At 75.3% G+C, this 24598-nt stretch carries 21 protein-coding genes; 16 read left to right on the top strand and 5 right to left on the bottom strand.

Annotated features, from left to right (window positions below; all coding sequences use genetic code 11):
- The first annotated feature begins 126 nt into the window (after positions 1–126).
- Positions 127–459, top strand: coding sequence for a hypothetical protein (locus FB586_RS01725; RefSeq protein ID WP_136517602.1), 333 nt, complete (start codon positions 127–129; stop codon positions 457–459).
- 12 nt (positions 460–471) lie between these two features.
- On the opposite strand, the gene FB586_RS01720 is transcribed toward FB586_RS01725, so the two are convergent.
- Positions 472–3219, bottom strand: coding sequence for a glycoside hydrolase family 3 N-terminal domain-containing protein (locus tag FB586_RS01720; protein WP_246036474.1), 2748 nt, complete (start codon positions 3217–3219; stop codon positions 472–474).
- A 274-nt stretch (positions 3220–3493) separates the two neighbouring features.
- On the opposite strand from FB586_RS01720, the gene FB586_RS01715 reads away from it, so the two are divergent.
- The 9 genes from FB586_RS01715 to FB586_RS01680 all read left to right on the top strand — a co-directional run bounded on the left by FB586_RS01715 (position 3494) and on the right by FB586_RS01680 (position 12733).
- Complete coding sequence (locus tag FB586_RS01715; protein ID WP_136517600.1) at positions 3494–4483, top strand: ALF repeat-containing protein; 990 nt, start codon at positions 3494–3496, stop codon at positions 4481–4483.
- 65 nt (positions 4484–4548) lie between these two features.
- Positions 4549–6168, top strand: coding sequence for a phenylacetate--CoA ligase family protein (locus tag FB586_RS01710; protein WP_136517599.1), 1620 nt, complete (start codon positions 4549–4551; stop codon positions 6166–6168).
- Positions 6168–6995 (top strand): hypothetical protein, encoded by an 828-nt coding sequence (locus FB586_RS01705; protein ID WP_136517598.1) that lies wholly within the window; start codon positions 6168–6170, stop codon positions 6993–6995. The genes FB586_RS01710 and FB586_RS01705 overlap by 1 nt, the downstream gene beginning before the upstream one ends.
- The gene (locus FB586_RS01700; RefSeq protein ID WP_136517597.1) at positions 6992–8098 is read left to right on the top strand and encodes a GNAT family N-acetyltransferase; all 1107 of its coding nucleotides are present in this window, start codon (positions 6992–6994) and stop codon (positions 8096–8098) included. The genes FB586_RS01705 and FB586_RS01700 overlap by 4 nt, the downstream gene beginning before the upstream one ends.
- 38 nt (positions 8099–8136) lie before the next feature.
- Positions 8137–9255, top strand: a complete 1119-nt coding sequence (locus tag FB586_RS01695; RefSeq protein WP_136517596.1) for a nitroreductase family protein — start codon at positions 8137–8139, stop codon at positions 9253–9255.
- 52 nt (positions 9256–9307) lie between these two features.
- A complete protein-coding gene (locus tag FB586_RS01690; protein ID WP_136517595.1) occupies positions 9308–10105 on the top strand; it encodes a hypothetical protein in 798 nt (265 codons plus the stop codon).
- A gap of 152 nt (positions 10106–10257) precedes the next feature.
- Complete coding sequence (locus tag FB586_RS19180) at positions 10258–10428, top strand: hypothetical protein (protein ID WP_168800413.1); 171 nt, start codon at positions 10258–10260, stop codon at positions 10426–10428.
- Between the two features lie 227 nt (positions 10429–10655).
- Entirely contained in the window at positions 10656–12002 is a 1347-nt protein-coding gene (locus FB586_RS19680; protein ID WP_187697831.1) for an MSCRAMM family protein, read from the top strand.
- Between the two features lie 2 nt (positions 12003–12004).
- Complete coding sequence (locus FB586_RS01680) at positions 12005–12733, top strand: GNAT family N-acetyltransferase (RefSeq protein ID WP_168800395.1); 729 nt, start codon at positions 12005–12007, stop codon at positions 12731–12733.
- 29 nt (positions 12734–12762) lie between these two features.
- Here FB586_RS01680 and FB586_RS01675 read toward each other — a convergent pair whose 3' ends face one another.
- Both FB586_RS01675 and FB586_RS01670 read right to left on the bottom strand, forming a co-directional pair.
- Entirely contained in the window at positions 12763–14241 is a 1479-nt protein-coding gene (locus FB586_RS01675; protein WP_136517593.1) for a hypothetical protein, read from the bottom strand.
- A 127-nt stretch (positions 14242–14368) separates the two neighbouring features.
- On the bottom strand, positions 14369–15370 hold the full coding sequence (locus FB586_RS01670; protein WP_136517592.1) for a LacI family DNA-binding transcriptional regulator: 1002 nt from the start codon (positions 15368–15370) through the stop codon (positions 14369–14371).
- A 192-nt stretch (positions 15371–15562) separates the two neighbouring features.
- On the opposite strand from FB586_RS01670, the gene FB586_RS01665 reads away from it, so the two are divergent.
- The 5 genes from FB586_RS01665 to FB586_RS01645 all read left to right on the top strand — a co-directional run bounded on the left by FB586_RS01665 (position 15563) and on the right by FB586_RS01645 (position 21046).
- Positions 15563–16816, top strand: coding sequence for an ABC transporter substrate-binding protein (locus tag FB586_RS01665; RefSeq protein WP_168800412.1), 1254 nt, complete (start codon positions 15563–15565; stop codon positions 16814–16816).
- Positions 16817–16878: 62 nt separating this feature from the next.
- Complete coding sequence (locus FB586_RS01660; RefSeq protein WP_136517590.1) at positions 16879–17835, top strand: carbohydrate ABC transporter permease; 957 nt, start codon at positions 16879–16881, stop codon at positions 17833–17835.
- On the top strand, positions 17832–18656 hold the full coding sequence (locus tag FB586_RS01655) for a carbohydrate ABC transporter permease (protein ID WP_136517589.1): 825 nt from the start codon (positions 17832–17834) through the stop codon (positions 18654–18656). Before FB586_RS01660 ends, FB586_RS01655 begins: the two co-directional genes overlap by 4 nt.
- A 55-nt stretch (positions 18657–18711) precedes the next feature.
- On the top strand, positions 18712–20238 hold the full coding sequence (locus FB586_RS01650) for an alpha-N-arabinofuranosidase (protein WP_136517588.1): 1527 nt from the start codon (positions 18712–18714) through the stop codon (positions 20236–20238).
- Between the two features lie 247 nt (positions 20239–20485).
- Positions 20486–21046, top strand: a complete 561-nt coding sequence (locus FB586_RS01645; protein ID WP_136517587.1) for an AMIN-like domain-containing (lipo)protein — start codon at positions 20486–20488, stop codon at positions 21044–21046.
- A gap of 97 nt (positions 21047–21143) precedes the next feature.
- Here the strand turns inward: FB586_RS01645 and FB586_RS19170 are convergent, their stop codons facing one another.
- Together FB586_RS19170 and FB586_RS19885 are read right to left on the bottom strand one after the other, a co-directional pair.
- Positions 21144–21629, bottom strand: a complete 486-nt coding sequence (locus FB586_RS19170; RefSeq protein WP_168800411.1) for a hypothetical protein — start codon at positions 21627–21629, stop codon at positions 21144–21146.
- Positions 21630–21787: 158 nt separating this feature from the next.
- Entirely contained in the window at positions 21788–23455 is a 1668-nt protein-coding gene (locus FB586_RS19885; protein ID WP_246036316.1) for a glucuronyl esterase domain-containing protein, read from the bottom strand.
- Between the two features lie 285 nt (positions 23456–23740).
- Here FB586_RS19885 and FB586_RS01630 point away from each other — a divergent pair, with 285 nt between their 5' ends.
- Positions 23741–24511, top strand: coding sequence for a GNAT family N-acetyltransferase (locus FB586_RS01630; protein WP_136517586.1), 771 nt, complete (start codon positions 23741–23743; stop codon positions 24509–24511).
- Positions 24512–24598: the final 87 nt, after the last annotated feature.

Genomic DNA, 24598 nt, shown 5'->3' with positions numbered 1-24598 from the left:
GCGCCGCGCCTCGCGGTGCACCTCTCACCCGGCTGCGCCCCCCGCCCGGGGGACGGTCCCGCCACGGGAGCGGGACGCGGGACACCACGCCTCACGTGTTGGACTGCGCTTACCGACAGGAGAGCCATGAAGCGCATCGCCCCGCTGCTCGTCGTGGCCGCCGCCCTCACCGTCGCCGCGTGCGGAGGCTCCGAGCCGGCCGACGAGGCCACGCCCACGACCGATCCCCGCGAGATCGCGTACATCGAGACCATGGACCAGGTGGCGGTCCGGACGCAGGAGGACTGGGACGAGGAGCACGTCCTGGCCGTCGGGTACGCCATCTGCGAGCGGCTCGCCACGGGTGACGTCGCCACGAGCGACGTGCTGCCCTGGGTCATCTCGGAGTACGGCGCGGAGGACTCGGCCGCCGTCGCCGCGGCGACCCAGGCGCCGCGGCACCTCTGCGCCGAGGGCTGACCGCGGCCTGCCTCAGCCCGCCGGGTAGCCGGCCACCGCGCGCAGGAGGTCGGCGGCCCGCGTGTACTCCCCGACGAGCAGAGCGTGCTCGGCGTCCGCGAGGTCGGCGGCCCAGCCCTCGGGGGCGTCGGCGCCCGCCTCGACGACGTGCCGCTGCGCGACGTCGCGCAGCACCGAGACGACGGCGTCCATCTGCTGCCACGTCGGCTCGTCGCTCGCGGACAGCCGCTCGACGGCCCGGCCCAGGACCCGCAGCACGAGCCGCTCGTTCCCGACGGCACCGGTCTCGGTCCACCGGCCCCGCGCCAGGGCGGTGTCGATGTCACCGACCGCACGCCGCACGGAGCGGTCGCGCGAGGACTCGAGCTCACCGCGGAGGGCCTCGAGCCGCGCCTGCGCGGAGTCGGTGCGCAGGCCCCACCCGAACGGCAGCTCGGGGTCGTAGTCCGCGTCGCCGACGTTGATCGGCTCCTGCTCCTGCGTCCGCGGCCACGTCATGCCGAGGCGCCCGGTGAAGGGGGCGTCGCCGAACAGCACGTCCGCGACGCCGGCGCCCTCGGAGCCCGGCAGCCACGACGCGACGAGCGCGTCGATCTGCCCCGCCGGGTCGGCCACGACGTTCGGCCGTCCCGTGACGAGCAGCACGACGCACGTCTCGACCGCGGAGCAGACCTTGTCCACGACCGCCTGGTCGCCGGGCGTGAGCGTGAGCTGCTTGTCCGGCTCGCGCGGCACGCCGCCGTCCGACGGGTCCCACGGCCAGCCCGGCCCGCCGACGTCGCCGTAGCCCTCGGCGTACGGCGTCTCCCCGACGACGACCACACCGGTGTCGACGCCCTCGATCGGCGCGGAGGCGTCCGCGCTGAAGGTGACCTGCGCGTCGGGCGCGACCTGCGCGATGCCCTCGCGGACCGTCGTACCCGGGATCAGGTCCGGGACCGGCTGGCCCTGCCAGGTGACCGTCCAGCCGCCCGCCTGGATGCCGATGTTGTCCGCCGCGCGGCCGGCGAGGTAGAGGCGGGCGTCCTTCGCCAGCGGCAGCGCGTCGCCGGTGTTGCGCAGCAGGACCTGCGACTTCACGACGGCCTCGCGCGCGACGGCGCGGTGCTCGTCGGAGCCGATCGCGGCCTGGCCGGCGCGGTCGGTGAACGGGTGCTCGAACAGCCCGAGCTCCATCTTCTGCCGCAGGATGCGCCGCACGGCGTCGTCGATCCGGGCCATCGGCACCCGGCCACCGCGGACCTCGCCCATGAGGGTGGCGACGAAGGGGTCCGCGGTGTTCGGCTCCATGAACATGTCGACGCCGGCGTTGACGCTCGTGCGCACCTGCGTCGCGTAGTCGCCGGGGATCTGGTGGATCGCGTTGTAGTCGCTGATGACGAACCCGTCGAACTCGTGCTGGCCCTTCAGCCAGCCGGTGATGAGCTCGGTGTGGGCGTGCATCTTCAGCGGGTCGCCCACGCCGTTCTCGGTCCAGTCCACGCTCGAGTACGACGGCATGACGGTGCCGGCGCGGTACTGCCGGACCGCGGGGACGTACGGCGCGAGGTCGATGCGCTCGAAGTCCTGCCGGTTCGTCACCGTGACGCCCTGGTCGATCGTGTACTCGCCCTCTCCCGTGCCGAACTCGGTGTCGCCGTCGCCGGCGAAGTGCTTGGCCGACGCCAGCACGCGGTCCGGCTGGTCGAGCTCGCTGCGCGCGGGACCCTGGAGCCCGTCGATCGCCGTCTCGTTGAGGACCACCAGCGCCGGGTCCTCCCCGAAGCTCTCGTAGGTGCGACCCCAGCGCAGGTCGCGCGCCACGCACAGGCACGGCGCGAACGACCACTGGGGGCCCGTCGTGCGCGTCTCCGCGGCGGTGACGTGCGCGGCTCGCTCGACCAGGCCCGGGTCGCGCATCGCGCCCAGGCCGATGTTGTGCGGGAAGACCGTGGCGCCGACGAGGTTGTTGTGGCCGTGCACGGCGTCGACGCCGTAGAGCAGGGGGATCGACAGGCGCGTCGACAGCGACTGCGTCTGGAACCCGTCCACCATGTCCGCCCACGCCTCGGGCGTGTTGGGGGTCGGCGTCGACCCGCCGCCGGAGAGCACCGAGCCGAGCCCGAGCGACGCGACGCGGCCGGGGCTGCCGGCGACGTTGGCGCGCTCCGCCTGCGTCATCTGGCCGACCTTCTCCGCCAGCGTCATGCGGCCCAGCAGGTCGGCGACACGCTCCGCGACCGGACGACCCGCGTCGAGGTAGGGGAAGCCGTTGGCGACCACCGCGACCGTCGCGCCGCCGGAGACGGTGGCACCACTGGTCGTGGTGCTGAAGGACAGCGGGACGGTCTCGGTGGTCTCCGCGTCGTCGTCGGCCGCGAGCTCGACCGTGACCTCCTGCGTCGCGCCCGAGGCGGCACCGGCGGGGAAGGTGACGGTCCCGCCGGTCTCGGTGTAGTCGGCGCCGCCCGTCGCGGTGCCCGTGCCGGTCGAGAAGAACACGGTGACGGGTGCGGCGAGCGCGGTGCCGTCGGCCGTCGTGGCGCTGAGCGTCACGGTGGCCGTGTCACCCTCGGCGGCCGTGACGAGCGCGGCCACCGGTGCGACCGTGACGGGTGACGCCGCCACGGCCGCGGGGGCCGTGACGACCACGAGCGGGACCGCGAGGGCCCCTGCGCCGAGTGCGGCGACGTGCCGCCGGACAGACGTGAGCACGGTCATGAGCCGGCCCCCCCGGGCTCTCGAGCTCGCGTGCACGTCGTCGGGCACGCGGTGCGGCATGCGCACGCGCCCCATGCTTCGACGCCGACGGGCCGCTGTCAACGGTTCCGTCGACTCCCGTGCTGCCGGCCGCCGACCGCAGTCGCGGCCGGGTGAGCGGCCCCCACGGAGGAGCCCGGCCGGGTGCGCGGCGGCACCGTCACCACGTGCCCGGACGACGTTGCCGGAACCGCCCACGCCGGGAGCGACGGATCGCTAGGGTCGCGCGGGGGCAGGGTCCGTCTCGCGCGCAGCGCGTCGCCCGCCCGTCCGGTGGACGACGAGGAGCGGTTCTGTGCGCAGGTGGATGGGGTCGCTCGGGCTGGCCGTGGTGCTGTCGGTGGTCGGGCTCGTGGCAGGACCGGCGTCGGCCGCACCGGCACCGGCCGCGGAGCTCCGCGCGTTCGTCGAGGCGGGGTTCACCGGTTCCACGGACGAGGAGTACCGCGCCTGGGCCGGGGTCCTGGCCGCGTCGACCGACGGTCCGGCCGTCCCGCGTGCGGCCACCCGCGCGCTCGAGGGCACCCCCGAGGAGCTGCGCGCCTTCGTCGACGGCGGCTTCCGCACGGCCTGGTACGCCGACGAGCGCCTCCGGCTGGCGCGCGTCCTCGCGGCTGCGACCGGACCCGCGGTGTACGAGGGCGTGCAGGCGGCGCTCGACAGCGACGACCCCGCCGACTGGTCCGCGTTCCTCTCCACGGGTCTCGCTCAGGCGCAGTACGCCGACGACCGGCTGGCGATCGCGCGCGTGCTGGCCGACGAGCCCGGTCCCGTGGTCCGCAGCGCCGCGGAGCGGGCGCTCGCCAGCAACGACCCGGACGTGGTGGCCGCGTTCCTCGCCACCGGCCTCGCGCAGGCGCAGCACGCCGACGACCGGCTGACGGCGGCCAGCATGCTGAACGGCGGGCCGAACAACAGCGGTCCGGCGCTCCACGCCGCGGCGGCGGCGGCGCTGGCGGGCACCCCCGAGGAGCTCCGGGAGTTCCTGCTCACCGGGCAGCACGTGGCCCGCGCGATCGACGCCGCAGCGGCGCCGGGCACGCCGACCGCGCCGGGGACGCCGGCGGCACCGGCGGTCCCCGCCGCGCCTGCCGTACCGGCGGTTCCCGCCGCCCCCGCGGCGGCGCCGCAGCCCGCGAGCCGGTCCGCCGCCGGGACGCGCGGCGTCACGGAGCTCGCCACGACGGGCCCCTTCGCCGAGGCGTCCCTCGCGGCGCTCGCCGGGACCGCGCTCGTCACCGGTGCCGGCCTGGTCGTGCTCGCGCGGCGGTACCGCCGGGCCTGAACCCGGGCGGGACGCGCCCCGAACGGCGGCGGTGCCGCGCCGGTCCCCGTTGCTACTGTCCGCCCGTGACACCGGACGCCCCCCGCACGAGCGTCCTGCGGCAGGCCGCGCTGCGGCTCGCCACCTGGCTCGTGACCGTCGTGTACCGCGTCTACCGCCTGCACCCGGCGTTGTGGCGGTTCACCGCCCGCAACTACCACCCGGCGATGGAGCGGTTCGCGCGGCTCAACGCGTGGATGATCTGCCAGCACGCGTACCTCGACGTGCCGGCCTACCGGCACTACGTCGAGGAGGCCGGCTTCCGGTTCCGCTGGTGGGACCTGACGAACTACCGGCCGACGTCCAAGCACGACTACGTGGACCGCTACCCCGAGGACCAGCGGTGCTGGAACGGGCTCATCGAGACCGTCGGCACCGTGGTCGACGAGTCCAGCGGCTCGTCCGGGACGCCGTACAACTGGATGCGGTCGAAGCGCGAGCTGGCCACGGTCCACAAGAACGTGTCCGGCTACGTGACCCTGCTGTTCGGGTCGCGTCGGCTGTTCGCGGTCAACGCCTTCTCGATGGGCGCGTGGGCGACCGGGACGAACACCGGCATCGCCATGTCGCGCATCGCCATGGTGAAGAACACCGGGCCGGACATCGACAAGATCGTCGACACCCTGCGCCACTTCGGCCCCGGGTACACGTACCTGGTCTGCGCGTACCCGCCGTTCCTCAAGCACCTGCGCGACCGGCTCGACGCCGAGGGCTTCGACTGGGACGCGTACGACCTGAACGGGTTCGTCGGCGGCGAGGCCCTGACGGAGGGGTTGCGCGACTACCTGGAGGACCGGTTCGGCCGCGTGTACTCCGGCTACGGGGCGTCCGACCTGACGATCGGCATGGCCGGGGAGAGCGACCTGTCCGTGTGGCTGCGCCGCACGCTCGCCGCCGGCGGCCCGCTGCGCGAGGCGCTGCTCGGGCCGGACGAGGCCCGCACGCCGATGGTCTTCCAGTACAACCCGCTCGAGACGTACCTCGAGACGACGCCCGACGGGCGTCTGCTCGTCACGCTGAACTCGGCCGACATCATGAGCCCGAAGCTGCGCTACGACATCGGCGACGAGGCGAAGATCGTGCAGTTCGACGAGATGAAGGCGGCGATCGCGGCGCTGCCGGAGCCGGTGCGCGACCGGCTCGCGTTCGGGTTCGAGCGCGCGTACGCGATCCAGCGGATGCGCCTGCCGTTCCTGCTGCTGTACGGCCGCAAGGACTCGACCGTGTCGTACATGGGCGCGAACCTCTACCCGCTCGACGTGGAGAACGGCCTGTACCTCGACAACCCGCACGCGGCCGCGATCGAGTCGTTCAAGCTCGCGCTCGTCGACGTCGGCGACCACGAGCAGCGTCCCGCGATCCACCTGCAGCTGCGCGCCGACGCGGACCTCGACGACGCGGCGCGGGCCGAGCTCGCCGACCGGGCCGCGGCGGGTGTGCTGCGCCACCTCGCCGCGGTGTCGCGGGACTTCGCGCAGTCGCTCGAGGAGGACCCGGCGGCGTCCGAGCTGCGCGTGCACGTGCACGACCACGGCACCGGGCCGTTCACGGGTGGCAGCACGAAGATCAAGAACGTGTACGTCGTGGACCCCGGCGACCGGGACGCGACGACCGCCCACCCGGTGCCGGCGGCCGGCACCGCCTGATGCGGACCCGAGACTTCTCCCGCGCACCCGCCGAGGCCCGCGCCGGGGCGCTCGTCGTGCTGGAGCGCACCGGAGCCGGGCCGAGGTGGACGCGTGGGGCGCGGCGGGCCGTGCGCGCCGCCGACGGGTACGTCTGGAGCGCGGGGGTGCGCGCACGCGACGCCGCCGGGAGCACCGTGCGCGGGCTCGTCGTGTGCGTCGCGACGCCCGCGCACGCGGCCGCGCTCGCGGGCTCGTCCGCCCCCGGGCACGAGCGTGCGCGCACGTTCGTCGCGGAGGCCGAGGGGTACTCCAACGGCGTCTGGCGCGCCGAGGGTGACGTGATGGCGCACGTCGAGCGGTTCACCCCGCTGACCAGCGAGAGCACACGGGGACGGACGCCGCCGCTCGTCGCGCCCGCGCCACCGCGCGGCCGCCGGACGCCCGTGGACCGGGCGGGGGTCGACGACCCCGCCGTCGCAGCCGCCCGTCCCGTCCGCACACCCGCCCAGGCGGGCGCGATGTTCCTCGGCGCCACGCGCTACCGCGGCCCGCACTCGTGGGCGGCCCTCGCGCGCGAGTGGTACCCGATGGTGGCCGCCATGCGCCGCATGAGGGGGCACGTGTGGCACCGGGTGTACTGGGCGCCGCCGTTCACGCTCGGCACGATCGCGTTCTTCGCCGACCGGGACGCGCTGATGCTGTTCGCGCGGCTGCCCGCGCACCGGCGGCTCATGACGTGGATCACGCGCGACCGGCGCCACGGGACCGGGGGGTACATCCGCGTGCACGTCGCCACCGGCGTGGGGGACGCGCCGGGCGGCGACGTGGGGGAGGGCGGTACGTGAACGGGCTGACCGTCGTCCCCGTCACCACGCGCGCCGACCTGCGCGCGTTCGTCGACCTGCCGCTGCGCCTGCACCCGCGCCACCTCGCTGTGCCGCTGCTCGCGTCGACGATCACGTCGTGGTGGCGGGGCACGTCGCCGCACCCCGGGCCCGTCGAGCTGCTGCTCGTGCGCGACGCCGCCGGGCAGGTCGTCGGGCGCACGACGGTCCACACCGACGCCCGGCTCGACGCGCGCCTGGGAGTGCCGTCGCTGCTGTTCGGCGCGACCGAGTTCGCCGACGCCGACGCAGCGGCCGCGCTGGTCGGAGCCCTCGAGGCGAGGGCCGCCGGGCGGGCGCAGCTGTTCGGGCCCGTGTCCCTGCTGCCCAACCAGTCGGGCGGGGTGATCACGTCGGGCTTCGAGGAGCGGGGGTTCGTCGACTCGCCGTGGAACCCGGCCCGGGTGCCGGCGGCCTACGAGGCGCTGGGGTTCGAGCGCTGGGGCGAGTCCGACACGTGGGTCGTCGACGTGGACCCGACGGCGGCGAGGCGTGCACCGAGCGAGGCCGAGTGGCGCGCCGCCGGGCTCCGGCTCGAGCGCGGACGCCGCTCGCAGGTGGCCCGCCTCGTGCCCGAGGTGCTCGCGGTGCTCAACCGCTCCTTCGCGGCGCTGCCGTACTACACGACCATCACCGACGCGGAGATGGCCGCGGCGACCGACGGGCTGGGCTTCCTCGTCGACGAGGACCTGCTGCTGCTCGCGCGCGACGCCGGCACCGGCGGGCTCGTCGCGTTCGTGCTGGTCGTGCCGGACATCACGGCGTTCGTGCAGCGCGTCGGCGGGCGGCTGGGGCCGCTGCAGCAGCTGCTCCTGCTCGCCACCCGGCAGCGCCACCGGCGGGAGGCCGTGCTCGTCGTCCAGGGCACGGACCCCGACCGGCAGGGGCGCGGCGTGCTGACGCTGCTGTCCCGCACGCTGCAGGCGCACCTCGCGGCCGGCGGCTACGAGCGGCTGCGCTCGACGTTCGTCGGCCGGGACAACCCGGCGTCCGCGCGCCAGTTCGCGCGGTTCGGCGGGCGCCCGCTGCACGGCGTCACGTTCTACCGCAGGCCGGTCGCGTGACCGGCACGAGGGCCGCCGACGGCGGCGAGGGAGGCCGCATGACCGCGACGGACGGTGCGCCCGTCACCGAGGACGACGTGCGCCGGTGGGTGCGCCTGGCCGGGCGGGCGCCGTCGGCGCACAACACCCAGCCGTGGTCGGTGCGCGTGGTCGACGGACGGATCGAGGTGGGCGTCGTGCCCGGGCGCATGCTGTGCGCGGGCGACCCGTCGTCGCGGGACCTGCTGCTCGCGCTGGGCGCGTGGGTCGAGTCGGCCGTCGTCGTCGCCGCGGCGGACGGGTGCGGCCTGGAGGTCGCGCCGACGCCCGTCCTGGACCGGCTCGACGACCTGCCGGTGCGCGGCCCGGCCGACCCCGCCGACACGGTGCTCGTGCTGCGGCCCACCGCCTCCCCGGCGGCCACACCCTTCACCCCGGCGGACGTGCGCGAGCGCCGCGTGAACCGGGGCCCGCTGCTGCCCGGCCCCGACCTGCGCGCGGACGCTCCCGCGCTGCCGTCCTGGCTGCGCCTGCTGCAGGTGGACGACCCGGCGATGCGCCGCCTGGTGCGGCTCGGCTCCGCGTGGACGGCCTCGCGCCCGGCGGTCGCCGCCGAGCTCGTCCGGTGGCTGCGCCTGAGCCCCGCCCACCCGCGCTACGCGCTCGACGGCATGACCGACCGGATGCTGCAGCTGCCGCCGTGGGCCGCGCTGGTCGCCGCACCGCTCACCCGCCGCCCGGCCCTGCACGACGCCGCGCTGCGCGTCGCCGGGCTCGTCGGCCGTGCGGTGGAGGCCGTCGACCGCACGCGTCCGCTCCCGCCGCCGCCCGCGCCGGGCGCGCCGCTCGACGGGCCGCAGCACCTCGTGCTCGTCGCGCAGACCCGCGACGTGCACAGCGCCACCGAGACACTCGACGCCCGGCTCGGCCTGCCGCCGGCCGACGTGGTCGAGGCCGGGCGGGCGCTGCAGCGCACGTGGCTGCACGCGCACCGGGCCGGGCTTGCGGTGGCACCGCACTCCGAGGTCGTCGACTCCCCGCACGCGGTGGCCGCGCTGCGCCGGCGGCTCGGGCTGCGGCGGTCGCACGTCGCGCTCGCGGTGTTCAGCGTCGGGCGGCCGACCAAGACGTCGCCGTGGTCGCCGCGGCTGACCGACGCCGGGGACGGGCGGGCCTGAGGGCCGCGCGGAACGGCGGACACGGCCCGGGCCACGGCGCTACCGTCCGCGCATGCCGACCGACCGTGCGCGTCGCACCCTGCCTGTCGCAGCCGCCGTCCTCGCGCTCGTCGCGTGCGCCCCGTCCCTCACGCCGGGGGAGCTGCAGGCGCGCGACGTCGTGCTCGACCTGCTGGCGACGACACGCATGAGCTCGCACACCGAGAGCATCGACGGGTTCGCCCGTGCCGCGGTGGGCACGCCCTCGGGGACGACGCTCGTCGGCATCGAGCCCGCCGAGGGGTTCGAGCGGGGCGACGTGCTGCTGGGGACGCTGACGTTCGCGGTGACGCTGCCCGAGCCGGCGGACGCGCCGAAGTTCTCGATCGGCGAGCCGGACGAGGTCGACCGCGGCCCGCACTGCTTCGCCGTCCGGTTCGACCGCTGGGGCAAGGTCGGGGAGTGGGGGGAGCCCGACGGCGTCGACCGCGTCGACTGCCCGCCGGGGGTCGTCGAGGTGACGCCGCCGCCGTCCGACGTGCCCGTCGCGGCCGAGGACGCGCGTGACGCCGCGTGGCAGGTGCTCGAGGAGCTGCCGGCCGGCGGGACGCCCGACGCGGACGACGTGGCCGAGCGGATCACCGCGCTCCTGGCGCCGGTCGAGCCCGGCGGCCCGCCCCTCGCCGACGTCGACGTCGAGGTGGAGGGCGCCGACGTGGGGGTCGCGACCGGCGGCCCGGATGACTGCGTGCTCGTCGCTCGCGTCGGCGGCACGGTCGTGGACGTGCACGTCGCGCCCGTGCAGCTCCAGCCGGGCGAGCTGGGCTGCCGGCCGTCGACAGCGCTCGCCATGCCGGCTCCTCCGCACTGATCACGGTCGCCGCTGCCGCCGGTGACGCCGGCGCCCGGTCGCGGTCGGCCGCCAGGTCGCGGCTTCCGGCCCGCGAGCTCGCACGACTCCCGCGAGCTCCCCGGGGGCAGCACCCGGATGCCGGCCCTCCCGTGCCGTGGGACGGTGGGGCGATGAAGTCGATCCTCACCGTCGTCGTCGTCCTCGCGCTGATCTGGCTAGCGCTCTCGATCCTCGGCGCACTCGTCGAGGGCCTGCTGTGGCTGACCGTCGTCGGCCTCGTGCTGCTCGCGGCGACCGTCGTCTACGGCTGGGTGAAGAGCCGCAGCGGCACGCGGCGGTAGCCGGGCGGGCGCTCCTGCTCCGGTCTGCCTCGTCGCACGCACGGGTGACGTGAGGGCCGTACGGGCGGGACGTAGCACCCACGTCGCCGGGTGAAGTAGTCGGACATCTGCGGCGTACGAGCATCGTGCGCGTCACGAGCGGGACCGCGGCCGCGACGATCCTCCTGCGGCCGGTCCTTGCCGCGCCCTCCCGCCGTCGTCGACGGCCCCGACGACAAGGCCCTCCCGTGCGCCCTGCCCGTTCGACCACCCCTGCCCGCAGCCGGTCGGCCGCGCGCCGCGGCTCCGCCCTCCTCGCTCTCGGCGCGGTCGCCCTCGTCGGCTCCGCGCCGGCCGCGCTGGCCGCCGACGACACGGTCACGGACGCCACGGCGCCCGCCTCCGACGCCGCAGCCGGTACGACGGCCATCGCGACGCAGGTCCTGCTGCCGTCCGACGACCAGGTCGACCAGCTGGTGCCGGCCGCGGTGACGCAGGACGCCCCGGCCGACGAGGCCCCGGTCGTGCAGGCCCCGGCCGACGGGACCGCGGACCCGGAGCCGCTCGACGGGACCGCCCTCCCCGAGGCGCCCGCCGAGGAGGTCCCGGTCGGGGAGCCGGCCGACGCCGCCGCGGAGGAGGACCCCGCCCCGCCGACGGAGCCCGAGCTGCCCCCGTTCCCCGAGCTGCCCTGCGTCGAGGGCTGCTACGGGACGGGCAAGGTCTCCCTCGGGGTGGGCTCGGAGACGGGCAGGGACCTCGCCGGTGCGCGCTTCGAGCTCGACGTGGTCGGCACCGGCCCTGAGCCGGAGTGGGCCCCCAGCACGACCTCCTTCGGCGCCGTCGCGGGCTACTACGAGCTGGGCACGGGCGAGTCCGCGACCGTGCGCCTGGTCGCGGCGCCGGCGGGCCTCATGGCCACCGGGCCCGTCGAGTGGACGATCGGGCCGTGCGGGCCCGAGGACCCGTTCGACTGCTCGTACGACCTCAGGACCGACCTCGTCGAGGCGTACCGGGTGCTCGACGTCGACGTGCAGGACGACGAGGGCGCGGCCGTCGCCGGCGCGACGGTCGAGCTGTGGGGCACCCCGCCGGAGCCGGTCGAGCCGGTCGTCCGGCCCCTGGCCGTGGCGGCGGAGCCCGCCGGCCTGGTCCTGCTCGGCACCGCGACGTCGGACGCGGCCGGTCGCGTCGCGTTCGGCCCCCGGACGCCCGGCACCTACGAGCTGCGGACCACGGGCGTGCCCGCCGGCTGGGTCCTGCCGTCCGCCACGCAGCCGGTCGCCCTCGACGCCGTCCTCTCGGCGACGCAGGCGGACGTCCCGGTCGTCGTGCCGCTCGTGCTGGCCGCGGTCCCGGCGCCCGCGCCGTCGGTCCCGTCGACCGGACCCGTGCCGCCCGCGGCACCGGTCGCCCTGCCGGCGGCACCGGCGGCACCGGCCGCAGCGGTCGCGGCCCCCGTCGCGCGTCCCCGCACCGACCGCCTCGCCGCGACCGGTGCCGAGCCCGGAGCCGTGGGCGCGCTCGCCGCCGGGCTCGTCGTGGCCGGTGCCGCAGCGGTGGCAGCCGCGCGCCGGCCCGCACGGCGCCGCTGACCGTGCCGCCGCGCGGACGGGTCCCGGTCTGGTGGCTGCGGTCCGTCCGCGCGGCGGCGGCCGGCACCGGTGAGGGGGACGTCGTCGTCGTGCACGCGGTGGCCGGCGACGAGCGTCCGGACCGTGCCGTCGTCGACGTCGCGGACCTGCCGCCGGGCCTCGCGACGGCCGGCCGACGCGTGGGCCGGGTCACCGTCCGCGCGGGGTCGCTGCAGCTGCTGACCGCCGAGCTGCTCGTGGACGGGGCACCCCCGCTCGTCGTCGTCGAGCGGGTGCTGCGCGACGCGCGTCCGCCGCTCGCCGAGCTGGTCGCGTTCCCGTACGACCTCGTGGCCGGGCGTGCCGCGGCGGTCGGCGCGCGCACGTCCCCGGGTGCGGTGCTCACGGCGCGGGACGTGGCGCGCATCGGCCTCGCCTCCCGCGACCAGGTCGGGGCGTTGCGGTGGAGCGTCGGGACGGGTCAGGTCCTCGAGGTGTACGTCGCCCCCGCCCACCGGCGCCGGCGCGTGGCGACGTCGTTGCTGCTGGCCGCCGAGGGCGCGGCGGCTGCACGCGGGTGGCCGCGCCTGTGGACGGGCGGCGTGCGGACCGCGCTCGGTGAGGCCGTCGCGCAGCGGCTGCGCTGGGGTGCGGCTGCCCGCGTGGCACCGCTGACCGAGCTCGCGCCGCCGATGACGCCGCCCGGGGACGGCGTCGGCGTCCCCCGGCACCACCTGGAGCCCGACGCCTGACCGCGGTGCCCGGCGCGGTCGCGGTGCCGTCAGAGGTAGCCGCCGACCGCCCGCTCCGGCTCGTCCTGCACCCGCGTGAGGGTGCCGCGCAGCAGCACGGGCTCACGGTCGGGCAGCTGCACCCGGAGCCACGGCGTGCCCGACAGCGGGCACTGGTGGACCGCGACCGTGGCGGACGGCAGGGACGGCGCGAGGGCCGCCACGTCGGCGTCGGCGGCGCGCAGGTGCCCCGTGGTGTAGGCGTCGACCTCCACGCCGCGCAGCGCGAGCGTGCGCACGCACACGCAGCCGCGGACCTGCTCGACCGTCCGCGCCCGGGCCTCGTCCACCCACCGCTGCGCGGGCTCGCGCAGCGTCCGGGTGAGCAGGTGGGGTCCTGCCGCGCCGCCCAGCACGAGCGCGAGCAGCACGAGCGGCCACGCGACGGCGTCGACGGCCGCGGTGTGCGTCCGGTTCAGCTCGGCGAGCGGACCCTCGACGAGCACGCCCGTGACGACGACCGCCAGCAGGAACCCGGCGGCGCCACCGGTGACGATCGCGCCGACCCGCCGCAGCCCCCACCGGTGCCCGTTCGGGATGTCCGGCGGGAACGCGCGGACCTGCGACAGCAGGCGCGCGTCGACCCGCCCGAGCCGGGTGCCCTGCGGCAGCCGCCAGCGCCGCCACACGGTCGCGGCCGCCACGGACGCGAGCGCGGGGACCCAGGCGGGCAGCGGCGCGAGCCCGGCGACGACCACGAGGGCCGCGGCGGCGACGGCGGCGGCCAGCCCGGGCAGCCGCTCGTGCCACCAGCCGCCGCCGGACCTGCGCTCGTCCCGCATCTGCCGGACCCCGGTCGCCAGGGGGCGGAGCGCGGCGATGCCCTCGAGCAGGAGCCAGGCGCCGGCCCGGTCGCCGCGCTCCTCGAGCCGGGTGACGACGTCGCGCGTCGGGTTGAGGCCGTCCTCGGGCATGGGGTGGGCCTCGACGAGGGTGCGCACGGTGCCGCCGACGACGGCGCCGGCCGCGTCGACGTCGGTCGTGGAGCGGCGGGCGACGTCCGCGGCGAGGACGCGCCGCTGCACGGTCTGGGTCGGGGCGTTCGTCGTCTCCTGGATCTCGCGCCACGTCGCGTCCGCGAGGTCGCTCTGGCCGGCCTGCTCGGCCGCGGCGGCGAGGAGGTACCGGTGGGTGAGGGCCGGCCCGCGTTCCATGCCCTGGCCGACCCGGATGAGGGCCGCCAGCGCCTCCGTGTCGCCCTGCGCCGCCCACGCGGCCACGGCGACGACGGTCCGCCACGTGTGGGTCTCGCCGGTGAGCACGTCCCGGTCGACGTCGGCGAGCAGGCCGGCGGCCAGCGCGGGACGTCCGGCGACGACGGCGGCGCGGGCCCGCTCGAGCTCGAGGTCCTCGGCGTGCCCGGCGCGCGCGGCCGCCTCGAGGACGTCGGAGACGAGCGTGAACTCGTCCATCCGGCTCGCGCTGCTCGACCAGCTGCCCAGCAGCTCCTGCGCGTCGATCGTCGGCATGGGCCCGTCCGTCCGGGTCGGCGGGTCCGGCCGCCCGCGTGCAGGACGCATCCCATCGGATCGGGAGGCCGACCCGCAGCCGTCGTGGCCCGACCGTGATGTGAGCCGCATCACATCACGGCGCCGGTCAGCGTGTGGTGCCGCGCTCCACGAGCCGCACCGGCGTGACCACGTGCTCGGCCTCGGGCGCGTCCCCGGCGAGCCGCCGGTCGAGCAGCCGGACCGCGTGCTCGACGAGGACGTCGTTGCCCGGGTCGACGGTGGTCAGGCCGGGGCCGACGTGCTCGCCGACGGCGAGGTTGTCGAAGCCCACGACCTGGACGTCCTCCGGGACGCGCAGCCCGGCGTCCCGCAGGCCCGCGAGCACGCCGACCGCGACCTGGTCGGTCACGGCGAACACCGCGTCGAACGCCGGCCCGTCGGTGACGAGGCCGCGGACGACGCCCCGCGCCCAGCCCATCTCGAGCTGGGCCAGCGGGACGACGAGGGCCGGGTCGGCGGGGACGCCGGCGTCCGCGTGCGCGTCCCGCCAGCCCTGCGTGCGCAGGTCCCCCATGCCGCCGTCGGTCGGCGCGGTCGTCCCGCCGAGCATGAGGACGCGACGCGCCCCGTGCGCCAGCAGGTGCGCGGTGGCGAGGCGCCCGCCGGCGCGGTTGCCGAGCGAGACGTGGTCGAACCGCGGCGGCATGGGCTTCTCGCCGAGCAGCACGAGCGGCACGCCGCCGTCGAGGCGGTCGACGTCCGCGAACTGCAGGCCGACGGCGCTGAGCAGCACGCCGTCGTACTGCTGCAGGCGCGCCTGCGAGAGCGCGCCGAGCTCGCCCTCCTTGCTGGCGCCGCTCTGCTCGAGCACGAGGTGGCGGCCGGTGGGGCGCAGCGCGTCGGTGAACCGGGCGGCGAGCTCGCCGAAGTACGGGTGGTCGATGCGGGGCACGACGAGCGCGAGGGTGCCGCTGCGGCCGGCGCGCAGCCGCCGGGCGGTGAGGTTGGCCTCGTAGCCGAGCTCGGCGATGACCTCGAGCACGCGCTGCCGGGTGGCCTCGCCGACGCTGGGCCGCCCGTTCACCACGTTGCTGACGGTCATGACGGAGACGCCCGAGACCTTCGCCACGTCGCGCAAGGTCGCCACCCGGTCTCCTTCCGGTCACAACATGTGAACGCTCACAAATCCGATGGCCCCAGGTCTTGACCGTAGAGGACCGGGGAGGCACAGTCGTGCCCTGCACACCGATGTGTAACGTTAAATGGCGAGGACGACAAGGCACCCGCCGCCCTGTCCCCGCCGGCCGACAGCCCCTGGCGGGGCATGAAGGAGCTCTCGATGAAGCGACGCTCTCGACTGGCAGGCCTGGCCGCCGTGGCGGCCTCCGCCGCCCTCGCGCTCACCGCCTGCAGCGGTGGCGGCAGTGGTGACCCCGAGGGCGTCACCACGATCACCTTCCTCTCCTGGACCGGGGAGGAGCAGATGGAGCAGGTCATCGACGCGTTCGAGGAGGACCACCCCGAGGTCCGCGTCGAGGCGTCCTACGCGCCCCCGGTGGCCGAGTACATCCAGGCGCTGCAGACCCGCGTGCTGTCCGGCACGGCGCCCGACGTCTTCGTCATCGCCGCCGAGAACAAGACGAACCTCATCGAGGGCGGGCACGTGCTCGACCTGTCCGGCGAGGACTTCGTCGAGGGCGTCGAGCCGTTCAACCTCGAGACCTACGGCCGCGACGGCAAGTACTACGGCCTGTCGCTCTCGTCGTGGGCCGCCGGCTACATCTACAACAAGGACCTGCTCGCGCAGGTCGGGTACGAGACCGTCCCCGAGACGTGGGACGAGTTCCTCGAGATGTGCCAGAAGCTCCAGGACGCCGGCATCACGCCGTTCCTCGAGAGCGTCGACCAGATGCCGACGACCGTCTCGGCGTGGATCGGCGCGAAGAACGCGGAGATGGAGCCGTCCCTGGACGACCAGATCTTCGACGGCGAGTCGACCTTCGCCGAGCAGTGGACCCCGGCGCTCGAGCAGTACAACCGCGTCTTCGAGGAGGGGCTGATGTCGAAGGACGTCGTCGGCCTCGACGGCGACCAGGTCAGCGCGGAGTTCGCCAACGGCCGCGTGGCGGTCATCAACGGCGGTCCCTGGTTCATCGCGTCGCTGCGCGAGGCGAACCCCGACCTCGACTTCCAGTTCTCCCTCGTGCCGGCGATGGACGAGTCCGGCACGCCGTTCGCCGCCGGTGCCGCCGCGCCCGGGTACGCGATCAACGCGAAGAGCGACGAGGCCAAGCAGGAGGCCGCCAAGACGTTCCTCGGCTGGCTCGCCGAGCCCGAGGCCGTCGAGCTCTTCCAGAGCCTGACCAACGACGTCACCGTCACCGACGACTTCGAGCCGCCGGTCGACCCGTCGTTCGAGCCCATGGTCGAGCCGATCCGCAACGGCCAGCTCTACCTGCCGATGATCGCGTGGCAGCGGGCCGAGGACGTGCTCAACGTCGAGGCCGTCGCCCAGATCCAGCGGATGATCCGCGGCGAGGTCCAGCCCGAGCAGGTCGCGAAGGCGCTCGACACGAAGCTCGCCGCGTCCTGACGACCTCGCGTGCCCGGCGGCGGCGCACCGCCGCCGCCGGGCACGCCCCGAGAGGGGTACCCATGTCCGCAACCACCACGCTGAGGCAGCCCGCCCTCGTGCCCGGGGGCTCCGGCCGGTCCTGGCTGTCGCGCCCGTCCGGCGGGTGGCGGCAGACGACCGTCAACAAGGCGTTCCTGCTGCCGGCGATCGTCGTCTTCGTCCTGCTGTTCGTGATCCCGCTCGCGCAGACGCTGTGGTGGAGCTTCACCGACTTCACCGGGTACAGCCCCGAGGCGAGCTTCGTCGGGCTGGCCAACTACCGCGTGATCATGACCGACCCGTCGATGCTCGCGGGTCTCGGCTTCACCCTGCTGTTCGGCGTCGGCACGACGATCGCCATCACGCTGCTCGCGATCCCGCTCGCGGTGCAGCTGAACAAGGCGTTCGTCGGGCGCAACCTCGTCCGGTCGATCTGGTTCTTCCCGGCCATCCCGTCCATGGCCATCCTCGGCCTGGTGTGGCGGTACATCCTGTCGCCGCTGGACTCGGGCGTGCTCAACACGGCGCTCGCGACCGTCGGCGTCGGCCCGCTCGGGTGGCTGTCCGACCCGACGCTGGCCCGCCTGTCCGTCATCCTCGTCGGCGTCTGGGGCGCCACCGGCTGGCACGCCGTGCTCTACACGGCGTACCTGCAGTCGATCCCGCACGAGTACTACGAGGTCGCAAAGATCGACGGCGCCAGCGCCCGGCAGCAGTTCTTCGGCATCACGCTGCCGCTGCTCACCCCGGCGATCGTCATCAGCACGTTCCTGCTGATGACGGGCGGCCTCAAGGTGTTCGACCTGCCGTACACCCTCACCAACGGCGGCCCGGGCTTCTCGACGTACACGATCACGCAGTCGATCGTCGTGTCCGGCGTCGGCCAGGGCCGGTACGGGCTCGCGTCGGCGCTCGCGGTGCTGTTCACCGTCGCGGTCGCGGCCCTGTCCTTCGGGCAGCTCGCCCTCACCCGCTACGTCGAGCGGAGGTTCGTGTGACCACGCCCCTGTGGCGCCGGGCGGTGCTGAGCATCGCCATGCTGGCGCTCGCCGCCGTCGTCGCGGTGCCCCTGTACTACGTCCTCGCGAACACCCTGAAGACCCAGGGCGAGATGGTGGCGACACCGCTCGGCCTGCCCACGAGCCCGGTGTTCAGCAACTACGCCGAGGTGCTGTCGGACCCGCGCATCTACCGGTCGTTCGCCAACACGCTCTACGTCACGGTGGCCTCGGTGCTGCTGCAGCTCGCCGTGGGCGCGCTGGCCGCCTACGCGATGGTCGTGCGGACCAGCCGGTTCAACAGGATCCTCGCGTCGGTGCTGCTCATCGGGTTCGTCGTCCCCGGGCAGTCGACCCTCATCCCGCTGTACCGGACCCTGGTCGGCTTCCGGCTCGTGGACGACCTCAACGGGCTCGTCCTGCTCTACCTGGGCGGGTCGATCTTCTGCTACTTCCTCGTGCAGGGGTACATCCGCACCCTGCCGTACGAGCTCATCGAGGCCGCGCGCCTCGACGGCGCCGGGGACGTGCAGATCTTCGGCCGGATCGTCCTGCCGCTCATCAAGCCGATCCTCGTGACCGTCGGCATCTTCCAGACGATGTGGGTCTGGAACGACTTCCTGCTGCCGACCGTCATCATCTCGAGCCCGGAGAAGCGGACGATCGTGCTGCAGGTCTACAACGCGGTCACCGAGTTCACCACCAACTGGCCCGTGTTCATGACCGTCTCGGTCGTGGCGCTCGTGCCGATGGTCGTGTTCTTCGTGTTCACTCAGCGGCACATCGCCAGCGGCCTGCTGGCCGGCAGCGTCAAGGGCTGACCGCCGCGCCCGTCCGGCCCGTACCACCCGTCCCATCCCCGTGCGAAGGAGCACCATGCCCGTCCCGCTCACGGCCGTCGTCGACCTCGACCTGCCCGGGCCCACCATCAGCCGCCACGTCTACGGGCACTTCGCCGAGCACCTCGGCCGGTGCATCTACGGCGGGTTCTGGGTGGGCGAGGACGCCGACGTGCCGAACGTCCGGGGCATCCGCACCGACGTCGTCGAGGCGCTGCGCGCCCTGCACATCCCGAACCTGCGCTGGCCGGGCGGCTGCTTCGCCGACGACTACCACTGGCGCGACGGCATCGGCCCGCGCGAGCAGCGGCCGCGGATGGTCAACTCGCACTGGGGCGACGTCGTCGAGGACAACTCCTTCGGCACGCACGAGTTCATGGACCTGTGCGAGCTGCTCGGCGCCGAGCCGTACGTGAGCGGCAACGTCGGGTCCGGGTCCGTGCGCGAGATGAGCGAGTGGATCGAGTACCTCACGCGCGCCGACGACTCGCCGATGGCCGCGCTGCGGCGCGAGAACGGGCGCGACGAGCCGTGGAAGGTCCCGTTCTGGGGCATCGGCAACGAGGCGTGGGGCTGCGGCGGCAACCTGCGCGCGGAGCAGTTCGCGTCCCTGGCCCGGCAGTACTCCACGTACGTGCGCGAGCACGCGGGCAACGAGGTCTACCGGATCGCCGCCGGCGCGTCCGACCACGACCTGCACTGGACCGAGACGCTCATGCGGTCGTTCGACCCGCTGGACACGTCCGACGGCAGGGCCGCGCCGTTCCAGGCCGTGTCGCTGCACTACTACACGATGACCGGACCGTGGTCGGACAAGGGCTGGGCCACGGACTTCACGACGGACGAGTGGTACGTCGCGCTCGCCCGCGCCGCGTACATGGAGGAGCTGCTCGACCGGCACGGCGCGGTGATGGACCGCTACGACCCGCGCAAGCGCGTCGGCCTCGTCGTCGACGAGTGGGGCACGTGGTGGAACGTCGAGAAGGGCACGAACCCCGGCTTCCTGTACCAGCAGAACACGCTGCGCGACGCGCTCGTCGCGAGCCGTCACCTCGACGCGTTCCACCGGCACGCCGACCGCGTCGTCATGGCGAACATCGCGCAGACCGTCAACGTGCTGCAGGCGATGCTGCTCACCGACCCGGAGACGGGCGCGCTGGTCCGCACGCCGAGCTACCACGTGTTCGAGATGAACGTGGGCCATCACGACGCCGCCGCGCTCGACGTGCACCTCAAGGGCGACGTGCCGGCCCGCGAGGTGGACGGCAAGCGGCTGCAGCTGTTCTCGGCGTCGGCGTCGACCACGGGGGAGACCGCGCTGCTGTCGCTGTCGAACCTCGACGCGGACGAGCCGCTGACCCTCGTGCTCGACCTGCGCGGCCGCGAGGTCACGGGGCACGAGGCCCGCGTGCTCACCGCGCCGGAGCTGAACGCCCACAACACGCCCGAGTCGCCGGACGCCGTCGCGCCCGTGGCGTTCGACGGGGTCCGTCCGCACGCGCTGGGCCTCGAGGTCGAGCTGCCGGCGCACTCCTACGCGACGGTGCGGCTGACGCTGGCCTGACCGGCCCGGCACCGCCGGCCCTCGCACGGACCGCAGGAACGGTCGAACCCGACGACCGCTCCTGCGGTCCCGTGCGTCCGGGGACGTATCAGGGGAGCCCGCCACCCCTCCTACGGGTGTGGCACGTCCACCGTCCGCGTCGGCGGTGGTCACGGCGACCGGTGAGGGGGGCGGGCGTCGCGGCGGGCCGCCGACGTCACGCGCGCGAGCGCGCGCACCACGACGGCACTCCCCGAAGGAACCCACCATGCGTTCCCGTCTCCTGCGGGCCCTCGTGGCCCTGGTCGTCCTGGCAGGTCTGCACCTGCTCGTCGCGCCGACCGCCTCGGCGCACCCCTACTGCGGCATCACGTGGGGCTCCGCGCCGAAGGCGGCCGGCAGCCTCTCCGCAGGCAGGCTCGTCGACGTGCGCGCCGGCCGGCACGACTGCTACGACCGGCTCGTCCTCGACGTCGGCGGTGCGGTCCTCACCGGCTGGTCCGTGCGGTACGTCGACCAGGTCCGGCAGGACGGCTCCGGGCACGTCGTGCCCGTCGCCGGCGGGGCCCGGCTCCAGGTCGTCGCCGGCGTCCCCGCGACGCCGACCGACGCCTGGTTCGTCGCCCCCAACCGGCTCGTCGACACGACCGGCTACCGCACGTTCCGCGACGTGGTCTGGGCCGGCAGCTTCGAGGGCATGACGACGGTCGGCCTGGGCGTGCGCGCCCGGCTCCCGTTCCGCGCGTTCGTGCTGCCCGGCCCCGGCGCCGGGTCCCGGCTCGTCGTCGACGTCGCCCACCAGTGGTGCGCCACCGGGCACACCTGCTGACACCGCACCGAGGACCACCTCCGGGCACAGGACTGCAGGGACGGGCGCCGCGGCGACCGCCCCTGCAGTCGCCCGGGCCGCGCCGGCCCGTGCCGGCTCAGTCGACCGTCAGCGTCTCGCCCGCGACCTCGACGGACAGGCCCGACGCGTCCGGCGCCTCGTCGGGGAGCTCGACGACGCTCGTCGTCGGCGCCATGTCCGTGGTGCACGCGCGGTCGCCGTACGCGGTGGCGTCGGTCAGCGTCACGCGCAGGACCTCGGCCGCCTCGTCCCAGAGGACGTCGTCCGGCAGCGTCGGGCAGCTCGAGCTGCCCCACGCGACGACGCGGACCCGCCGCGGGTCCTCGTCCGCCACCACGGCGACCTCCTCCATGCCGACGTCGTCCGGGGCACCCGGGAAGAACGTCTCGGCGGCGCTCGGCACGGACGGCGTCGGCGAGGCGGAGGGCGAGGCGTCCGTCGTCGCCGGCGGCGTCGAGGCCGCGCTCGTCTCCAGCGCGCCCTCGCCGGCCTCCGGGGAGTCCGCGCACCCCGTGAGCGCGAGCGCGAGCAGCACGCCCGCCGTGGCACCGTTCCGTCGCATGTCGTCCCCCTGCTCGGCGGCGGAGCGGTCGTCCTGCCGCTGGTCCCACTGTGACCCGGCTCGCGCGCCCGGGCATCCGGAGCGACCGGGACGGACCCGGACGCGGCAGGGCCCGGCACGACGGCGGACGTCGTGCCGGGCCCCGCGGGACGGGCCGGTCAGCCGGCGCTGCAGGTAGCGGTCAGACCGCTCGCACTGCCCGTCCCCTGGAACCCGAACTCGGTGGTCCGGCCCGCCCCCACGGAGCCGTTCCACGCGACGTTCGAGAACCGCGTCCCGCTGCGCGCGGCGTTCCACGCGTTCGTCACGCCGGCCCCCGCGGGGAGCACGACGTCGACGGTCCAGCGGCTCAGGGGCGCCGACCCGGCCGTCACCCGGACGGTCGCCACGAACCCGCCGTTCCACTGGTTGACCGACACGGTCGCGGCGCAGGCCCCGCCCGGCTGCTGGGTGGGCTGCTGCGTCGGCTGCTGGGTGGGCTGCTGGGTGGGCTGCTGCGTGGGCTGCTGGGTGGGCTGCTGCGTGGGCTGCTGGGTGGGCTGCTGGGTCGGAGTGCCAGGGCCGTCCGTCAGCGTCGGCGTCGTCCACGAGGCCCAGTCGGCGAGGCGGCCCTGCGCCCGGCTGGAGATCCGGAAGGTGCCCGAGGCGCTGCCGGTGCCGACGAGGAACTTCTGGATGTTCTGCTGGATGGGCGTGCGCCACTCGGAGCGGTTCGCGCAGTGCGAGCCGTCCTGCACGTCGGACCAGTAGGAGATGTTCGCCCCGGCACCCAGCGCCTCGTAGACCTCGGCACCGCCGAGCGCCGCGACACTGGCCGAGCGCGGCCCCAGGTTGGCGATGTGCGGGTTGTCGAGGACGAGCAGACCGCGCGGCGCGACGAGCCCGACGACCTGGTGCGTGTCGACCGGCAGGCGGGTGGGGCTGCTCGTGAACGTCCCGAAGGCGTCGCCGAGCCACGGCTGCTCGCCGTACGCGCTGCTCAGGCTCTGGGCGCCCTCGCCGGGGATGCCGCGGAAGATCGGCACGCCGGCGCTGCCGGACTCGATCGGCATGGTCAGGCCGATGCGCTGGTCGAAGGCCCCGGCGACGAACGCGCCCTTGCCGAACCGCGAGCAGCCGGTGACACCGGTCGCGTCCGCCTTGAGGATGCTGCCGCCGGACTGGCCGATGACGTCGATGATGCGGCTGACGCCCCACGCCCAGGCCATGAGCAGGCCGGTCTGGCTCTGCGCGCCGTACAGCGTGTAGAAGGCGCCCTGCTTGTTCGACCGGCCGGTGCCCTCCTTGCCGACGAGGTACGGGTCGTAGCTGATGACCGCCGCACCGGCGGCCTTGATCGCGGCGGTGTCGGCGCCGAACCCGCCGTAGACGATGACCGCCGGGAACGGGCCGGTGCCGCTGGGCAGCTCGACCTTCGCCGAGAAGCTGGAGCTGCGTCCCTGGTGGGACGTGTTCACGGTGATGCTCGTGCTGCTCACCGTGCCGGTGACGCTCGCCGGCCTGCCGGGCTTCTCGCCGTAGACGAACTTCTCGGCCAGCCGGCGGGTCAGCTCGCGCTGGCAGCGCCAGTCCGCCTTCGTGGCGATGCGGGTGCCGTCCAGGCGGCGGAACGGGTCGGGCAGCTGGGCGTTCGTCGGCAGCGCGCCCGCGTCGGGCAGGGCGGGCACCGCGCAGTCGGCACCCTCGTTCTCGACGGCGGCCGCGAACGGGGCGGCCTGGGCGGGGGCGGCGCCGCCGACGTCGGTCAGGACGGTCGCGGTCGCCAGGGCGGCCACGGTCAGCGCGACGAGCGCCGAGCGGGCCGCCGGACGGCGTGTGGTGGTCACGGGTGGACTCCCTCCAGGACGGTCGCGGACGGGGACGCGGCGCTCGCCGTCGAGGCCGAAAGTCTCGCTCCGCGGGTGGACCGGTCGGACTCCTGCCCACGCTGCGGATCACTGTGCGGGCTGCTCACAGGGCGGGCAACGCATGAACCCTTTAGCGAAACTTTTGCCAGACGAGGGCGACGCGGCTGCCACGTCCGAGGAAATCAAGGGGCGCCGCGACGGGTGGCGCCGCCATGCTCGCCACGTGCCGCGCCCGCCCGGGTGCGGGCGGGACAGGAGGCCCACGTGACGACCCGGTCCGCGACAGCGTTCGCCCGTGCAGCGCTCGCCCGTACGGCGCACGCCGACGCCTGGGAGCAGCACGGCCTGCTCCGCGCGACCGTCGGCGGGGAGGCCGCCGAGCTGCCCGGCGTCCGGGTCATGACCAGCGGCCTGCCGTACGCGCAGTGGAACAACGGGGACGTCACGGACCCGGCCGCCGCCGACGTCGACGCGCTGCGCGCCTGGTACGCCGCCCGGCGCGTGCCGTGGGGCGTGCGGGTGCCCGCGGGGGCGCCGTGGCCGCACGGACGCCTGCTGTTCCACAAGCGGCTCATGCTGCTGGAGGCCGCGGACCTGGTACCCGCCGTCCCCGTGCCCGGCCTGACCGTCCGTGCGGCGCGGCTCGCGGACCTCGACGCCGTCGCCCACGTCGACGCGGTCGCCTTCGACGCCGACGCGGCCACGGAGGCCGCGTGGGTCCGGCCGATGCTCGAGGCCGAGCGCGCGACCGTCGCCCTCGCCGAGCTCGACGGCCGGCCCGTCGCCACCGCGTCCGTGCTGCGCACCGACGGACGTGCGGGCGCCGCCGCGTACCTGGCCGGCGTCGCGGTGCTGCCCGAGGCGCGCCGGCGGGGCGTCGCGGCCGCCGTGTCGGCCTGGCTCCTCGCCCGGGCCGTCGCGGCGGGGGCGCGGATCGCGCACCTGCACCCCGACACCGACGCGGCGGCGCGCGTGTACGCCCGGCTCGGCTTCGTCGAGGTCGACGGGCTCGACGTGTACGTCGACCTCGCGTGAGGGGCCGCGCCGGCCGACCCCGGCACGCCGGCGTCCGCCCCACGACCGCCGAGCGGGCGGAGCGCGCAGCAGGAGGAGCAGCGGGCA

The sequence above is a fragment of the Cellulomonas telluris genome (assembly GCF_004886325.1).
In the GTDB taxonomy this organism is placed as follows: Bacteria; Actinomycetota; Actinomycetes; order Actinomycetales; family Cellulomonadaceae; genus Cellulomonas; species Cellulomonas telluris.
This window is presented reverse-complemented; position numbering and strand designations above follow the sequence as displayed.

Bases quoted from the DNA above. Each gene is read 5' to 3' on its own strand.
- FB586_RS01725 (WP_136517602.1), top strand. From the start codon at position 127: ATGAAGCGCATCGCCCCGCTGCTCGTCGTGGCCGCCGCCCTCACCGTC.
- FB586_RS01720 (WP_246036474.1), bottom strand. From the start codon at position 3,219: ATGCCGCACCGCGTGCCCGACGACGTGCACGCGAGCTCGAGAGCCCGG.
- FB586_RS01705 (WP_136517598.1), top strand. From the start codon at position 6,168: ATGCGGACCCGAGACTTCTCCCGCGCACCCGCCGAGGCCCGCGCCGGG.
- FB586_RS01695 (WP_136517596.1), top strand. From the start codon at position 8,137: ATGACCGCGACGGACGGTGCGCCCGTCACCGAGGACGACGTGCGCCGG.
- FB586_RS01690 (WP_136517595.1), top strand. From the start codon at position 9,308: ATGCCGACCGACCGTGCGCGTCGCACCCTGCCTGTCGCAGCCGCCGTC.
- FB586_RS19180 (WP_168800413.1), top strand. From the start codon at position 10,258: ATGAAGTCGATCCTCACCGTCGTCGTCGTCCTCGCGCTGATCTGGCTA.
- FB586_RS01675 (WP_136517593.1), bottom strand. From the start codon at position 14,241: ATGCCGACGATCGACGCGCAGGAGCTGCTGGGCAGCTGGTCGAGCAGC.
- FB586_RS01665 (WP_168800412.1), top strand. From the start codon at position 15,563: ATGAAGCGACGCTCTCGACTGGCAGGCCTGGCCGCCGTGGCGGCCTCC.
- FB586_RS01660 (WP_136517590.1), top strand. From the start codon at position 16,879: ATGTCCGCAACCACCACGCTGAGGCAGCCCGCCCTCGTGCCCGGGGGC.
- FB586_RS01650 (WP_136517588.1), top strand. From the start codon at position 18,712: ATGCCCGTCCCGCTCACGGCCGTCGTCGACCTCGACCTGCCCGGGCCC.
- FB586_RS01645 (WP_136517587.1), top strand. From the start codon at position 20,486: ATGCGTTCCCGTCTCCTGCGGGCCCTCGTGGCCCTGGTCGTCCTGGCA.
- FB586_RS19170 (WP_168800411.1), bottom strand. From the start codon at position 21,629: ATGCGACGGAACGGTGCCACGGCGGGCGTGCTGCTCGCGCTCGCGCTC.